The 14,631-nt window shown below is 40.2% G+C and carries 15 protein-coding genes and 1 pseudogene; 2 read left to right on the forward strand and 14 right to left on the reverse strand.

Annotation, left to right across the window (positions count from 1 at the left end; genetic code table 11):
• Nucleotides 1-101 precede the first annotated feature (101 nt).
• Complete coding sequence (locus PP175_RS14180) at nucleotides 102-1,196, forward strand: NAD(P)-dependent alcohol dehydrogenase (RefSeq protein WP_272438989.1); 1,095 nt, start codon at nucleotides 102-104, stop codon at nucleotides 1,194-1,196.
• A gap of 237 nt (nucleotides 1,197-1,433) precedes the next feature.
• A complete protein-coding gene (locus tag PP175_RS14185; RefSeq protein WP_272438990.1) occupies nucleotides 1,434-2,909 on the forward strand; it encodes an aldehyde dehydrogenase family protein in 1,476 nt (491 codons plus the stop codon).
• Between the two features lie 160 nt (nucleotides 2,910-3,069).
• Here the strand turns inward: PP175_RS14185 and PP175_RS14190 are convergent, their stop codons facing one another.
• The 14 genes and pseudogenes from PP175_RS14190 to PP175_RS14255 all read right to left on the reverse strand — a co-directional run bounded on the left by PP175_RS14190 (nucleotide 3,070) and on the right by PP175_RS14255 (nucleotide 14,333).
• Entirely contained in the window at nucleotides 3,070-4,521 is a 1,452-nt protein-coding gene (locus PP175_RS14190; protein WP_272438991.1) for an APC family permease, read from the reverse strand.
• A 104-nt stretch (nucleotides 4,522-4,625) separates the two neighbouring features.
• Nucleotides 4,626-4,886, reverse strand: a pseudogene (locus tag PP175_RS14195) (BMC domain-containing protein); the annotation flags it as partial.
• 1 nt (nucleotide 4,887) lies between these two features.
• Nucleotides 4,888-5,163: a EutN/CcmL family microcompartment protein gene (locus PP175_RS14200; RefSeq protein ID WP_272438992.1), complete on the reverse strand. Its 276-nt coding sequence runs from the start codon at nucleotides 5,161-5,163 to the stop codon at nucleotides 4,888-4,890.
• Nucleotides 5,163-5,846, reverse strand: coding sequence for a hypothetical protein (locus tag PP175_RS14205; protein WP_272438993.1), 684 nt, complete (start codon nucleotides 5,844-5,846; stop codon nucleotides 5,163-5,165). Before PP175_RS14205 ends, PP175_RS14200 begins: the two co-directional genes overlap by 1 nt.
• Nucleotides 5,839-6,495: a phosphate propanoyltransferase gene (pduL, locus tag PP175_RS14210; RefSeq protein WP_272438994.1), complete on the reverse strand. Its 657-nt coding sequence runs from the start codon at nucleotides 6,493-6,495 to the stop codon at nucleotides 5,839-5,841. Before pduL ends, PP175_RS14205 begins: the two co-directional genes overlap by 8 nt.
• Nucleotides 6,496-6,711: 216 nt before the next feature.
• On the reverse strand, nucleotides 6,712-7,671 hold the full coding sequence (mdh, locus tag PP175_RS14215; protein ID WP_272438995.1) for a malate dehydrogenase: 960 nt from the start codon (nucleotides 7,669-7,671) through the stop codon (nucleotides 6,712-6,714).
• A gap of 77 nt (nucleotides 7,672-7,748) precedes the next feature.
• A complete protein-coding gene (locus tag PP175_RS14220) occupies nucleotides 7,749-8,024 on the reverse strand; it encodes a BMC domain-containing protein (RefSeq protein WP_334314159.1) in 276 nt (91 codons plus the stop codon).
• A 66-nt stretch (nucleotides 8,025-8,090) separates the two neighbouring features.
• A complete protein-coding gene (locus PP175_RS14225) occupies nucleotides 8,091-8,384 on the reverse strand; it encodes a BMC domain-containing protein (protein ID WP_272438996.1) in 294 nt (97 codons plus the stop codon).
• A 12-nt stretch (nucleotides 8,385-8,396) separates the two neighbouring features.
• A complete protein-coding gene (locus tag PP175_RS14230) occupies nucleotides 8,397-9,932 on the reverse strand; it encodes an acetaldehyde dehydrogenase (acetylating) (protein ID WP_272443271.1) in 1,536 nt (511 codons plus the stop codon).
• Nucleotides 9,933-9,996: 64 nt separating this feature from the next.
• Entirely contained in the window at nucleotides 9,997-10,305 is a 309-nt protein-coding gene (locus PP175_RS14235) for a hypothetical protein (RefSeq protein ID WP_272438997.1), read from the reverse strand.
• A gap of 11 nt (nucleotides 10,306-10,316) precedes the next feature.
• Nucleotides 10,317-11,588: a class-III pyridoxal-phosphate-dependent aminotransferase gene (locus PP175_RS14240; protein ID WP_272438998.1), complete on the reverse strand. Its 1,272-nt coding sequence runs from the start codon at nucleotides 11,586-11,588 to the stop codon at nucleotides 10,317-10,319.
• Nucleotides 11,589-11,649: 61 nt separating this feature from the next.
• A complete protein-coding gene (locus tag PP175_RS14245; protein ID WP_272438999.1) occupies nucleotides 11,650-12,354 on the reverse strand; it encodes a DeoR/GlpR family DNA-binding transcription regulator in 705 nt (234 codons plus the stop codon).
• A 120-nt stretch (nucleotides 12,355-12,474) separates the two neighbouring features.
• The gene (gene fabG, locus PP175_RS14250) at nucleotides 12,475-13,248 is read right to left on the reverse strand and encodes a 3-oxoacyl-ACP reductase FabG (protein WP_272439000.1); all 774 of its coding nucleotides are present in this window, start codon (nucleotides 13,246-13,248) and stop codon (nucleotides 12,475-12,477) included.
• A 68-nt stretch (nucleotides 13,249-13,316) separates the two neighbouring features.
• Nucleotides 13,317-14,333, reverse strand: coding sequence for a phosphotransferase enzyme family protein (locus tag PP175_RS14255; protein WP_272439001.1), 1,017 nt, complete (start codon nucleotides 14,331-14,333; stop codon nucleotides 13,317-13,319).
• Nucleotides 14,334-14,631 lie beyond the last annotated feature (298 nt).

Consider the following 14,631-nt stretch of genomic DNA (forward strand, 5'->3'; position numbering starts at 1 on the left):
ATAAGATTTTGGCATAAAACGGCATATCTAAAAGGTTGGCATTAAGTTTGCTTAAATGACAATGAATGCGCTATCATTTTATTTAGGAATGGAGGATTCAAATGTTAACAAAGGCTGCCGTTACATATGGAAAGGCCGAACCATTTCGGGTCACCGAGATAACCGTTGATGATCCCAATCCAGGTGAGGTTTTAGTCCGCCTCGTTGGATCAGGAATTTGCCATACCGATCTTCTTGCTCAAGACCAATCTTACCCTGTTCCGCTTCCCGCCGTGCTGGGACATGAAGGTTCTGGTGTTGTTGAGAAAATAGGCCTGGGTGTAACGAGCATTCAACCAGGTGACCATGTTGTCTTATCCTATAGTTCATGTGGTGCATGTGCGAATTGCCTAAGCGGAAAAGCATATGCTTGCGAACAGTTTTACGCGTTAAATTTCGAAGGCAAAATGGCAGATGGCACTTGCCGATTACATGAAGGCCACCAGCACCTTTCCAACTTTTTCGGCCAAGCAAGTTTTGCGCATCATGCGGTCGTTTCTGCCCGCAACGTTGTAAAAGTACCCAAAGATGTACCCCTTGAAATGCTCGGGCCACTTGGCTGCGGTATTCAAACAGGAAGCGGTGCGGTTCTTAACAAGCTAAAGCCTGCCCCCGGATCAAGCATCGTTATTTTCGGAACCGGCACTGTTGGCTTAAGCGCAATTATGGCTGCCAATGTGGCGCATTGTGGCGTGATTCTTGCTGTTGATGTTCAAGAAAATCGCCTGGAACTAGCAAGAGAATTAGGGGCAACCCATACAATCAATGCCAAGGAACAAAATGTTGTTGAAACGATTATGGGCATTACCGGAAAAGGTGTCCATTACGCCATTGAGACGAGCGGGCGTCCTGAAAATACCCGTAAGGCTGTTGACAGCCTGGCTGTATTAGGTACAGCGGTGCAAATTGGAGGATCGGCATTAGGAACGGAAGTAACCCTTGATATGAATACGATTCTTTTTGAGAGAAACCTTAACGGGTTTTTAATGGGTGAAAGTGTTCCCCAGTTGTATATTCCGATGTTGATTGCCTTATATAAGCAAGGCAAATTTCCTTTTGATAAATTAATTAAATACTACTCGCTAGAAGAAATTAATCAAGCTGTTCAGGATTCCAAAAACGGGACAACCATTAAACCAGTTATTAAGTTAGGTTAGCGCATCCATTTTCTGGTGGCGTGAAAGATTCAGGATTAGGAAGATATCATGGAGATTTGCTAACCTTAGATGAACTTACAACAATAAAGTGGACCTCTGTGCAAAAGGAGCCACGTCCATTCCCTTTTTAACTATCGTTATCATTGAGTTAGCATTTTTTGCTTATCATATTTTCATTAACCTTGTTCACATGTAGAATTTTTTGAATAATTTAAAATTTAATGAGGAGTGATACAAATGGCAAAGACATCAACCGTAAAGTACCCTTCATGGAATCAGTTATCTATCGGAGGCCAGTGGAAACAAGGATCCAGCGATCGATATGCCACCGTTACAAACAAATTCAACGATGAAGTGCTGGCGGAAATTAAGCTCGCGAACAAATCGGACATCGATGACGCTTATGAAACTGCAAAAAAAGCACAGGCAGACTGGGCAAATGCCTCACCACATCAAAAAGCGGCCGTTTTAGAAAAAGCTGCCCAGATCTTAGCCGAGCGAAGAAATGATATCGTACAACTGTTAGTGGAAGAAAGCGGCAGTTCACAACTAAAGGCTAATGTGGAAGTAGACGCTTCAATTGGCGATGTTAAGGAAGCGATTAACTATTCATTTCAGATGAACGGTACTATCCTCCCCTCCGTTATCCCAGGAAAGGAAAACCGGGTATACCGTAACCCTGTGGGTGTCATTGGCGCGATAACTCCCTGGAATTGGCCTTTCTATTTAAGCATCCGGGTTGTGGCGCCCGCTATTGCGACTGGAAACGCGATTGTCCTAAAAGCGGATTCCCAGACTCCTATCACCGGCGGACTGATGATCGCCAAAATTTTTGAAGATGCCGGCCTCCCTAAAGGTGTACTGAATGTAGTGGTGTATGATGTTGAAGAAATCGGTGATTATTTTGTAGAGCAGCCGATCCCTAGAGTCATTTCTTTTACCGGTTCAACCGCAGCAGGAAAACATATCAGCGGGATTGCCGGTAAAAATCTAAAAAAGGCAGCATTAGAACTTGGCGGAAACAATGTATTAATTGTACTTGACGATGCGGATGTGGATCAAGCAGTGGCTGCCGCCGCATTTGGTAAATTTATGCACCAGGGGCAAATTTGTATTGCCACCAATCGCATTATTGTGGATCGCAAAGTCTATCCGGAATTCGTTGAAAAATTTAAATCCACCACTTCAAAAATTAAAGCCGGAAATCCAGCTGAATCCGATACAATTATCGGTCCGCTTATTAACAAAAAGCAGGCACAACGAATACTGGATTTAATCGAACAAAGCATTGCGGAAGGTGCAAAACTGGACATTGAGGGAAAATTGGATGGAAATGTGATGACCCCTTATGTTCTTTCGGATGTAACAAATGATATGGCGATCGCGAAAAATGAGATATTTGGCCCTGTTGCTGCGATTCTTCCCGTAGACAGCGAAGAAGAGGCAATCCGCATCGCTAATGCTAGTGACTTCGGCTTAAGCGGTGCTGTCCATTCAGGATCTCTGGAGCGAGGGATTAACGTGGCTCAGCAAATCGAAACAGGCATGATCCATGTCAACGATCAAACTGTCAATGTGGAACCAAATGTCCCGTTTGGCGGCGAAAAATTCTCCGGTCAAGGCCGGTACTGCGGGGAGTGGGCACTAGAAGAATTTACGACCGTAAAATGGATTTCCGTTCAGAAAGAACCTCGCGAGTATCCATTTTCATAAAAAACGTACTCATCGAAAATGGCAGTAAGCATATAATGCGAACCACCGCCAGCCCTATGGCTGGCGGTTTATCATGAAGATTCCTTGCTATTAACTGTTAGATATGGTGTATAACGGTTTTAATTCATATTGGGAATACGTAGTAAAATAATAGAAATTATTACAAATCAAGGTGTGGTGGGAGCTTCCTAAAGCCCTTCGTTTTTATTGCTAAAAATCCAATACCAAGTGCTAACCAGATTGTACCGATAATCAAAGCTAGGTGATCCATACTTAACCACACATAGAGAATCGAAACAAAACCAAGAATTGGGATAATCAAATAACGGACATTTCGCCATCCAGTCGGTTTCCAATTTGGCTGGTCCCCATGGCTCAGAGGCGAGCGCCCTTTCTTTTTCATATAATAAAGCCATATAACTGCCAAATTCAGCGTGCCAAATCCAAAAAGTGCCCCGTAATTAACAAGATTGGACAAGGTATCAATACTTTGAGAAAATCCCAGGATAAATTCAATGGCAACGATAATAATAATATTCCAATGAGGGGTATGCCATCGTTTATTAATTTTGGCGAAGATGGATTTCGGCAGCAATGTATCTCTTCCCATTCCGTATAAGAGACGAGCACCGGCAGCGGTCGCAACAAGATTAAAAACTCCTAATTCCGTTAAATATCCTGCCGTGAAGAACACACTGAACCAATCTCCACCAGTTTTTTTAGAAACTTGGAAAAGAGTTGTATTTAGCCAATTGGTGTCACTGATATACTTCTGCCAATCAGGAATGGCAAGCATGCCGATGTACCCGCTCAGAAACATTGTCAATGTCCCTATACCAATCGACCAGTAGATAGTCCTTGGAATGTCGCGCTTGGGATGTTTCGTTTCTTCTGCCAAAGTGGTGATGGCGTCAAACCCCAAATAGCTAAAAACGGCTAATGATGTTGCTGCAGCGAGGCTGGAAAGGTCTTTAAAATGAAATGGCTCTGAGCTGATTAACATACCCGTTCCCATTCCATTGTAGACAGCTTTCCCCCACACTAAAAAAGAAAACCAAACCACAAACTCCCCAATCACTAATAGCCAAAGTCCCATTTTAGAAAGAAGCTCCACGCCAAACAAGTTTAAAATTCCCATACCAATCGAGAAAAAGGCCAGTAATACCCAATAAGGGATACTTGGAAACAGTTGTTGGGCATAAAGAGCTGAACTCGCAGCGGTTACTGTCGGGATTAATATATAGTCTAAGGTTAAAGTCCAGCCTGCAATAAAGCCAAGGTGTGGGCTCCATCCTCTCCCTACATAGTTATAAACAGAGCCTGCTAACGGAAAGTTCCTTACCATTACACCATAACTCAAAGCTGTAAGAAACATAGCAAGCCCTGCCAATAAATAAGGAAGTGCTACTGTTCCTCCCGAAGTGTGCAGTAAAAAACCAAAAATGATAGCTGGGGCGATGGGCACCATGTAGTTTAAGCCAAAGGCGGTCAGATGCCAAACGTTCATGGTTCTCTTTAATTCCTGCTGATAGCCAAATTCGGAAATATCTACAGTGGAATTCATTAGGCTCGATTCTTTCGAAACCAAACTTACATTATTTTCAGCCATCATTTTACCTCCCCGAAATAAATCTTAAGTTATTAAAAATATTTTTTTGATTTTATTTTTTAAGCGCTTTCATTTTTTGTTTGATTTTCTATTTATTATTCCTTCTACAAAATATCCTGTATTTCTTTATCAGGATGTGGGATGATATGAGAGGCAATAAGCTCTCCGACTCTTGCTGCTGCATTTTTTCCGACTTCAATTGCTGCGTACACAGCACTAACGTCGCCCTCCACTAACATTGTTACTATGGCTCCATCTACTTTCTCTTGCTTAACTAGTCGAACATTCGCGGCTTTAATCATCGCGTCTGCTGCTTCGATGGAGCCGACTAGTCCCCTTGTTTCAATCATCCCTAACGCCATAGGCAAATTAATCAACCCTTTCCACATCGATCGAATCAATGATTCCAATAATTAAGGCGTCAATTGGTAAACGAATATCGGATACAATACTGGCAGCTGAGCTTCCCTTCGTAACCATCACTTTATCTCCAACACCTGCGCCAATACGGTCAACTGCAATATAAGCCGAGTCAACATCTGATCCGTTTGGGAGTTTTGGTTGAATGATTAAGAATTTCAACCCTCGCAATTCCTCTTCTTTTTTTGTTGCCCAGACATTGCCAATAACTGTGCCTAAGTGCATCACAAATTCGCCCCTTTTGAGTCAATTACACTGATGGTTTTTCCCAATTCCCGTAGTGCATCAAGAGCCAACGGAGTAACGATCGTTGATTTACGGATGATAATTTTCTTTTCTTTAATACTTTGTACATCCCTTTGTGTTAACAATTTCCCCTGGAATGTGACTTGCTCACCCACATACGAACCTATTATTTGATCCCCAAACCTGGAAATAGATGAGGAAAGATTCGCTAATGAATGAATACGTACACCAAATCGCTCTAACATTTCCTTGTATTTTAAAAGATGAATGAAATATTCCTTATTCGGTACCTTTTTTACATCGGAATTTATTATCCATTCGAATTCTGAACAAGGAATTAAACTTATGTTTAATCCTTTCATCATGACATTAGCTAACGTTTTGCTGTCAGGAGTATCAGTAATTCCTAATGCCCCTTTTACAAGTAAATCTTGAGTAGCGTCTAAAAATATTATATCTCGAACATTCGACGGAAAGTTTTCAGATGCCGCCGGTAGCCTTATAAAATTCCAGCATTTTTCTAATTCATCATTTTTAAAACCTTCTAAAGCATTAATAACCAATAAATCAGGTTTGCTTTCTACTTCACATTTGTCAAATGGTCTACCCATTTTTTTAAGGACTTGTATAACGATCTCCTCTACGATTTCACGATCAATCATAGGAACCATCATATTTTATTAAATTTCCTTTTGGACCAGTTGTAATGGCACAGGCGTTTGCTTCATCCGTATCGATGTGCATTTCCAACCTATATTTAGGAGAAACGCGAATAAGAATCTTTTCAAAAGTAATGGGTCTCTCATTGTCCGTAGAAATGCGAACATACTCGCCATTTTGCACATTATAATAGTCAGCATCATGGGGACTCATATGAATATGTGCTTGAGCAATGATTAATCCTTCTTTTAAATAAATAGCCCCTTTTGGACCTAGTAGTGTAATCGGAGAAGTGCCTTTAATGTCGCCAGATTCTCGAATTGGAACATTTAATCCTAATTTGATTGAATCTGTTTTGCTAACCTCTACTTGAGTTACATTTCTCATCGGCCCAAGAATCCGTACGTTTTGGATACTTCCCCTTGTTCCTATGATAGTCACCGTTTCATTTGCGGCGAATTGGCCTGGTTGATATAAATCAGCTTTCTTCGTTAATTCATATCCTTTTCCATAAAGCGCTTCCAAATCAGTTTTACTTAAATGACAATGCCTTGCAGAAACAGCTATCGGAATAGACTTTTGAGAAGAATGGTTTTTCATAAGTTGATTGACCACCTTTTCAACTATCGATTCAATCGCTTGTTGGTTCATTTCTTTTTGCTCCTTACGTTTTCACTTTATCCTAAATTTCCACTTTGATTTTTGGTTGAGAAGTTTATAGTAATATCAACAAGTGTAGGAGTATACGAAACTAATGAGCGGCTTAATTAAGATGAACTTTACATGTCATCAAAGCCTATGGAGGATGGAGTGTGAAAAACTATAGGTTGAAAAGACATATAAGAGGTTAGTAAGACGTTTCTATATCTAGAATCTATGAGTAGTTCTATAAGGAAGGAGACTTAAAATATTCTCTACCGATTGCGCTGACGTGTCTAAGGCTTGTTTTTCTTCTGACGTTAAAGGCAATTCAATGATTGCTTCAATACCGTTTCCACCAAGAATAGCAGGTACCCCTAGGCATATATTTTCGTAGCGATATTCCCCATCTAAATACGCGATGGCAGGAAGAATTCTTTTTTTGTCATTCATAATAGCTTCTGCCATTTGAACCATTGAAGCGGCAGGAGCATAATAAGCACTGCCTTGGCCTAGAAGATTCAGGATTTCACCTCCTCCTCTTCGTGTACGTTCGACAATAGCTTCTATTTTTTCTTTTGAAAGAATTCTTTCTAAAGGAATACCTCCTATATGCGAAAAGCGAATTAAGGGAACCATTGTATCCCCGTGTCCACCTAAAACAAATCCAGATACATCTTCAACCGAAACATTTAACTCTTGAGCTACAAATGTATTAAATCGAGCTGTATCGAGTACACCTGATTGCCCTATTACACGGTTTTTTGAAAAGCCTGTAGTTTTATAACAAACATAAGTCATCACATCTACCGGGTTGCTCAATACTAATACATAGCTGTTAGGAGCATAGCGGACTATCGTTTCCGATACTTCTATCAATATTTTCACGTTTGTTGTTACTAAATCGTCCCTACTCATTCCGGGCTTTCTAGCGATCCCAGCTGTAATAATAATTAAATCCGCACCTTGTATAGATTCATAATTGCAGGTTCCAATAATATTCGAATCAAATCCTTGTACCTTACAAGCTTCTAGAAGATCTAATGCTTTCCCCTTTGTAGGATCCCTCATAGAAGGGATATCAACGAGTACAATATCCCCAAGTTCTTTTTGCGCAATCATCAAGGCTGCCGTTGTGCCTGTATAACCAGCTCCAATCACTGCAATTTTTTTTCGTTTAAATGACACGCTCTAATCTCCTTTCAGCGCCGGCACTTAATTTTATGCCGATTAACTACAAAGTTCCAAAAGACGCTCCCCATAGTTCATTCTTTTCTTATTAAAAATTTTCTTGTACTTATATACGGGTTAGGTATAACACAAAAGGATATAAGTGCCCCGGCATGCTGCGCTACTCTTGTTCCAGCATCAACTGCGAGTTGTACAGCACTAACACCACCTTCCACTATAATTGTTACGAGTGCTATGTCTTTTTTCTCCTGGATTAGAAGACTAACATTTGCTGATTTTAACATAGCATCAGCTACTTCAATGGAGATGGCTAACCCCCACGTTTCAATCATCCCTAATGCTTTATTCACCGCCGGTCCTTACCTCTTCCCTTCACATGTTACCCAAATTTTTCCAATCACTCTGTTAATTCGCACTTATTGCCCCTCTAACTTCGGTAAAATGCTCTCTAATTCTTGATGAGGACGTGGAATTACATGAACTGAGATAATTTCACCCACACGTTGTGCGGCTGCACTTCCTGCTTCAGTAGCTGCTTTTACAGCTCCAACATCCCCCGTTACTAGCACGGTGACAATCCCTCCACCTACATGAACTTTTCCTACTATGTTAACGTTTGCCGCCTTTACCATAGCATCAGCAGCTTCCAATGAAGCCACTAATCCTTTAGTTTCGATCATTCCAAGTGCACCGTTTATTTCTCTAGCCATTTAATATTCCCCCTACTTATTGTTTTGGTATTGTTCAATTACGTTTTTGACCAAGTTAGATACCAGGTCAGGATGAATCGTACCAGATTTCATTTCTACTCCTCTGAGTACTTGTTCAATGATGGTTTCAACACGATCGAAGTTCGAATACTTTACTGCTCTATCATCGCCATGCTGCGATGAATTAGGTATAGAAACATTTCTAACCCCATAAGCTACTCGCTTTATATTTATCAAGTGGCGAGCTGTAATATTGTCAGAGGTTATATTCCCGCCGTATGATCCGCATCCTAAAGTCATGGATGGCGTTAAGCCCGTTGTTGCTCCTGCCGCGCCTATGGAAGAAAGCGTATTCACCAATATACGAGAAACTGGCATTTCAATCCCAAACGTTAGGACAACTCTTTCATCCTTTGTGTGAAGCGACAAACTATGCCCTCTTCCCCCAAGATTCAGTAATTCCATACAGGTTTTTTTTGCTTCCTCTAGACTATTTGCTGTATACAATCCCAAAATAGGGGCGAGCTTTTCAATTGATAGTGGAACATCCTTACCAATACGGTGTTCTTCAGCTATTAATAATCGTGTCCCATCTGGAATATTAATGCCAGCCATTTCTGCGATTGTCTTCGCCGAACGTCCAACGATAGCCGGGTTTAACCTTCCTTTTATTGGGGAAATAACACTTTCCAACCTTGTTTTTTCAATTTCATTTAGAAAGTATGCCCCGTTATTTTTTAGCTCTCTAATCGCCATTGTCTTGATATTCTGGTCGACCACAATAGCTTGTTCCGAAGCACAAATTGTACCGTTATCAAACGTTTTACTGTCCACAATCATTTTCACTGCCTGCTTCACATCGGTTGTTTTCTCAACATATACCGGTACATTTCCAGGCCCTACACCGTATGCTGGTTTCCCGGAACTGTAAGCCGCTCGTACTAATCCCCCACCCCCTGTTGCCAAAATTAAATGAACGTCTTTATGTTTCATTAATTCGACGGTTGTTTCCATTGTTGGTTTGGTAATCCAACCAATCAATCCTTCTGGAGCTCCTGCCTCTGCAGCCGCTTTGCTGCAAATTTTCAATGCCTCCACGGTACACTTGACCGCTGAAGGATGGGGACTAAATACGATGGCATTTCTTGATTTCAATGAAATCAGTGTTTTAAAAATTGCGGTTGAAGTGGGGTTTGTGGTCGGAATAATACCTGCAATTACCCCAAAAGGATAGGCTATCTCCATTACCTTCTTCTCATGATCTTCCCTAATAATTCCAACTGTTTTTTCATCCTTGATAGACTGGTAGACATCCCTGGAGCATAATTCGTTTTTGATCTTTTTATGTTCCGTAATTCCCATTCTAGTCTCTTCAACTGCCAATCGGGCTAAAGATTCAGATTCTCTATAGGCTGAATCTGCGACATATTTAACAATACGATCGACTTGTTCCTGTGAGAACTCCAAAAACTTGGATTGAGCTTCTTTTGATCGTCTTACTGCTTCTCTCATCTCTTGTATGGACTTAAGGTCATAATCAAGGTCCATAAATGGAATCACCCCTTTCTTTAAAACATTAATAGCGATATGGTTCATAGCAGTTCAACATATTTTATTGATAGTATTGATAAAATTTAACCTGCCCGTCTGCCCGCTCTCCTTCTGGAGACGAGTGCTTTGTATGCTTTGTTGCCTCTATAGATGAAGTTATATCCTTCCAAATTTTTATATCTTCCTGAGTAAGGGGAAGGTATTCAGCGTACGCTTCTAAAGGAAGCGCTGACATCTTTGTTACCTCCATAGAAGAAGTTATATCTCTCCAAGTTTTCATCTCTTCCTCCGTCAGGGGAGCGTATTCGACGTACTCCTCTAACTTTGAGAGTACTAATCTAGTGATCTTTTCTACTAAGGCCGGATCCATTTTAATACCTCCTATATGGTTATTTTCAATGCCCTTTGTGCTGCTTCTTTAATACTGATTTCACATCGTGAAAGTAATTCATCACAATATTTTTGATCACAAAGCAGACCTGGTTTAAATTGAAGTACTTTAGGATCAAGCATCGAATAAATTGCCCATACACCATTTTTATAAAGAGAGCGCATCACATATTTCGCACCTTCTGGGTGACTAAATTCCAATCCCATAACAACACCCATTTGACGTATACCAGTAAAAAATTCTGGGTTATTCTTCTTAATGATCTCAAGTCCTGTACGCAAATAGCGAGCGACAAATTCAACATTTTGTCTTACTTCCTTACGTTGGGTTACCTCTAAAACTTTCATCGCAACAATGCAGCCGAGTTCCGAACCCCCAAATGTAGATATATGAGCAAAACCATCGTCATTCATCCATTGACCGGCCTTTTTACTTATAATCGTAGCAGCAATTGGGTAAATTCCCCCACCAAATCCTTTTGAGGTAACTAAAATATCGGGTTCCACTCCAAAGTGTTCAATCCCCCATAGTTTCCCTGTACGCATCAAACCAGTTTGCACTTCATCAGCAATATATAAGGAACCATACTTTTCACATAATTTTTTTACCGAGGAGAGGTATTCTTTTTCTGGAAGAGGAAATCCATATGTTGCTGGAATCGTTTCAATAACGACGCACGCAACATCTTCAGCAGAAAGCGCATTGTCCATCGCCGCTAAATCATTAAATGGTACATGAATAAATTCACTTGGGTCGCCTTCACATAGAAACGGGCGAGAATAACGCTCATTACCCAACGATACAGCTAAACCTGTATGTCCATGATAACCATATAAAATTGAAACTATTTTTTTTCGTTTCGTTGCATACCTGGCACATTTTAAGGCAACATCGATTGCTTCACTTCCTCCACTTGAGAAGATGGAATAAGTCAAACTACTAGGTGTGCATATTGAGAGTGCTTCCGCGAGCTGTGCACGGGTTATCGATGGAAAATGATGATTTCCAATATCAAATTCATCTAAAGCCCTTTTTAACGTAGAAATAATTTCAGGATTTCGGTGGCCTAGATTATATGTTCCTCCATTTAAATGTACATCCATTAATTTTTTTCCGCTCATATCATAAAAATAATAACCTTCTCGTTTTCCTATCACGAGGTCAATACCGTCTTTTTGCCATTGACTTGTTTTTCCAGGATTCCACCATTTGATTGATTGTTCAATAACGGTATCCTTGCTATTCGTCATGAATTTATCCATTATCGTCTCTCCACTTTAAAGGATTTTTACTTAAACTCTGACTGAGTAGGGGAAGTATGAATCATACTTTTTCCTCTTCTGCACATAATAATTGGATTTCTGTATGAGCTAGCATTTTTTCCCATTCATCAGAACAGTGCCAGTCACTTATTAATATTGAAATATCCTCCAAATGACAAATATGGGCGAAAGTTGTTTTTCCAAATTTGGTATGATCCGCCAAAACAATAACCTGTTCAGCACGTTCTTTTAAAATGCGCGACATATGCGCTTGGTTTAAATCATAATCCGTTATTCCGTCCACAGTCGAAACCCCTCCAGCAGAAATAAACGCTTTGCTAGCTTTCATATTTCGCAACATTAATTCTGATAAAGGCCCAATTGTTGACTTCTGTCTGACATCAACTTCTCCACCGATAAAGATAATACGCCCTTTAAATATCTCCATCGCTAGTTGCATAACAGGAGCTGAATGGGTAATAATCGTTACATTATTCTTGTCATTCAAATAACGGATAATTTCAATCACCGTTGTGCCATTTCCGAGCATTAAGATATCGTTATCTTCTACAAGTAAAGCCGCTAATCTACCAATTGCTCGTTTCTCTTTTTCATTAATCATCTGTTTTTGGTCAAAAGGAGGTTCCCCTGAATCAGATGTTGCTAGAATCGCACCACCATAAACTTTTTTCAATTTTCCCGCTTTTTCAAGTCGATCCAAATCACGGCGAATCGTTTCCGGTGATACGTTTAACTCTTCGGCCAATACCGGGACATGCAACTTTTCTTCTTTGACTAACCGTTCTAAAATTGTTTTTTTCTTTCCTCGAATGATAATGACATAGCTACAAACACCTCTGATTTTCTTAAATCAACATGTTGTCAATTAACCCATAGCCTCTAAATTCTCCGGGATCGTTTGGCCGCCATCAACGATAAGTGTTTGACCCGTGATGTAGCCTGCTTCTTTGGATGCAAGGAATAGGGCCGCATGGGCAATGTCCTCTATACTACCAAGTCTCTTCAGTGGAATGGAAGACGCCATTCTCTCTAAGTAATCACTCCCCAACCCTTGTAATCCCTCAGTCAGAATATTACCGGGCATCACTGCATTGATCGTTATATTATTATGAGCTAGTTCCAATGCTGCACTACGCATAAAGCCTAACTGAGCTGCTTTACTGGCGCCGTAGTGGGACCATCCAGCATATCCAGATACAGGACCAGTTATGGAAGAAGTAATAATAACACGACCATATTGAGCTGACTTTAAGTACGGTAGGGAAGCCTGCAAGGCGAATAATGTACCACGCGCGTTCGTATTGATCACTTGGTCCCAATCATCTCCGGTCATTTCCTCCAGTGAAGCGCTTGGAAAAATTCCCGCGTTGGCGCACAACACATCGATTCCTCCATAAGTTTCAGCTACTTCTTGTGCCAAGTTCTCCATTGAGGTTCGGTTAGACACATCGCCAACAAATGCTTTCGCGTTAAATCCAGAATTTCTTATTTCTGCTGCACACTCTTCAGCAGACTCCATATGACGTGCCACGACAGCTACTTGCGCCCCATGACTCGCGAATATTCGAGCGATACCCTTTCCAATACCTTTACTAGCTCCGGTGATTAACACTGATTTATCCTTGAACGTATTCGTCACGTCTCCCCCCTAAATCTGGTTTTTTAATTGAAATGGAATAAATATTAAAACTCTATTTTTATGATCATCTAGCTGTGTAATTGTGTATATTTCCTTGCCAATTCCTCAGTTTTCTCTGCAAACCCCATCCCCAAATTCTTTGCTGTGTCACTATCTGAATGGCTGCCTAACCAAGCTAATAGCATCAGCCGGCGAAGCATAATAAACGTTGGAATCTCAGCTTCTTCTTCCTCAGATAGATTGCGTACCTTTCTATAGCCTATAAGCCAGGATTTCACTAATTCTGGGACAAATTCCTCGTGTTCAATAAAACTTAATCCAGATGCTAAATCATATAAAAACCAGCTATAGCCACAATCATCAAAATCAATCACCTTGATTAAGTTATCTTCGATTAACAAATTCGCTAATCGCAAATCAGCATGAATTAAGCCGAAACGGTCTCGTGTCTTACCAAACCGTTGAAGTCTTAAATTGATAATATCTGCAACTTCTTGAAATAATTCTTCCCTGGCTATAGAAACTTCTGGTCCATCCTGCCATCTCCCCCACCGGGGGTTTTTCCCCAACATCGTCTCAAAATCCCATGTGAAACGGCTTAAGTGAATGGAATCCTCCCACTGTTGGACGTGTTCGTGTAATAGAGCCGTTACTTCTCCAAGTTGTTCAAATTGTATGATTAAATTGTCTTTACCTTCCTCATCAGGAGCTTTTCCGCTTAAAAAATTAAACATCACACAATGTTGTGTTTCACTATCTGTTTGGCTTTTTAATGTCTGGACAAATTCATAATTTTTACCTTTGATTGGTTTCGGAACGATTAATGAAGATTGTTCAGCAATGTCTTGCATCCAGACCAGTTCACTTTCTAAATTTTTCTTTGTATGATAACCTGGTCGATTAAGACGCAGAACCATGCATACATTTGTCACTGGATCCTCAACCAAATATGTCGCATTCTCCGAATAATTAAGCAGTCTACAATAAGAAGCAGGAGATAGATCATAAAGTTTTAAAGCTTGCTCAGCTAGTCTGTTCATTAAAGAAGTTTGTTCTTCTTCTGAGTATTCATTTAAATGTTGCATGATTTTCACCCTTTTATTTGCCTTTTATATTGTGGTTTTATTTTGTTTTATGCATTTTGTTGTGTGGTTATTCAATACTATTTCGAACATTTAGATTTTAGTATTGCTATTTTGATTAATTTTAAAAAAATAACGAAAACCCAACCGAATTCTTTCTATTTGAAATTAGCATTCAAAAATAGCCAAATAACCGGATCTCTCTACGATAAGACAGAGTGAACCGGCTTAAAACTTTTAAACCTATGTCCATTAGAAAGATAATGGTTTTAGGTGAATAGAATACGCAAAAAAGTGTCAG

It is taken from the genome of Aneurinibacillus sp. Ricciae_BoGa-3 (genome assembly GCF_028421645.1).
Taxonomy (GTDB): Bacteria; Bacillota; Bacilli; order Aneurinibacillales; family Aneurinibacillaceae; genus Aneurinibacillus_B.

Bases quoted from the DNA above. Each gene is read 5' to 3' on its own strand.
- PP175_RS14180 (WP_272438989.1), top strand. From the start codon at position 102: ATGTTAACAAAGGCTGCCGTTACATATGGAAAGGCCGAACCATTTCGG.
- PP175_RS14185 (WP_272438990.1), top strand. From the start codon at position 1,434: ATGGCAAAGACATCAACCGTAAAGTACCCTTCATGGAATCAGTTATCT.
- PP175_RS14190 (WP_272438991.1), bottom strand. From the start codon at position 4,521: ATGATGGCTGAAAATAATGTAAGTTTGGTTTCGAAAGAATCGAGCCTA.
- PP175_RS14200 (WP_272438992.1), bottom strand. From the start codon at position 5,163: ATGCACTTAGGCACAGTTATTGGCAATGTCTGGGCAACAAAAAAAGAA.
- PP175_RS14205 (WP_272438993.1), bottom strand. From the start codon at position 5,846: ATGATTGATCGTGAAATCGTAGAGGAGATCGTTATACAAGTCCTTAAA.
- pduL (WP_272438994.1), bottom strand. From the start codon at position 6,495: ATGAACCAACAAGCGATTGAATCGATAGTTGAAAAGGTGGTCAATCAA.
- PP175_RS14225 (WP_272438996.1), bottom strand. From the start codon at position 8,384: ATGGCTAGAGAAATAAACGGTGCACTTGGAATGATCGAAACTAAAGGA.
- PP175_RS14230 (WP_272443271.1), bottom strand. From the start codon at position 9,932: ATGGACCTTGATTATGACCTTAAGTCCATACAAGAGATGAGAGAAGCA.
- PP175_RS14235 (WP_272438997.1), bottom strand. From the start codon at position 10,305: ATGGATCCGGCCTTAGTAGAAAAGATCACTAGATTAGTACTCTCAAAG.
- PP175_RS14240 (WP_272438998.1), bottom strand. From the start codon at position 11,588: ATGGATAAATTCATGACGAATAGCAAGGATACCGTTATTGAACAATCA.
- PP175_RS14255 (WP_272439001.1), bottom strand. From the start codon at position 14,333: ATGCAACATTTAAATGAATACTCAGAAGAAGAACAAACTTCTTTAATG.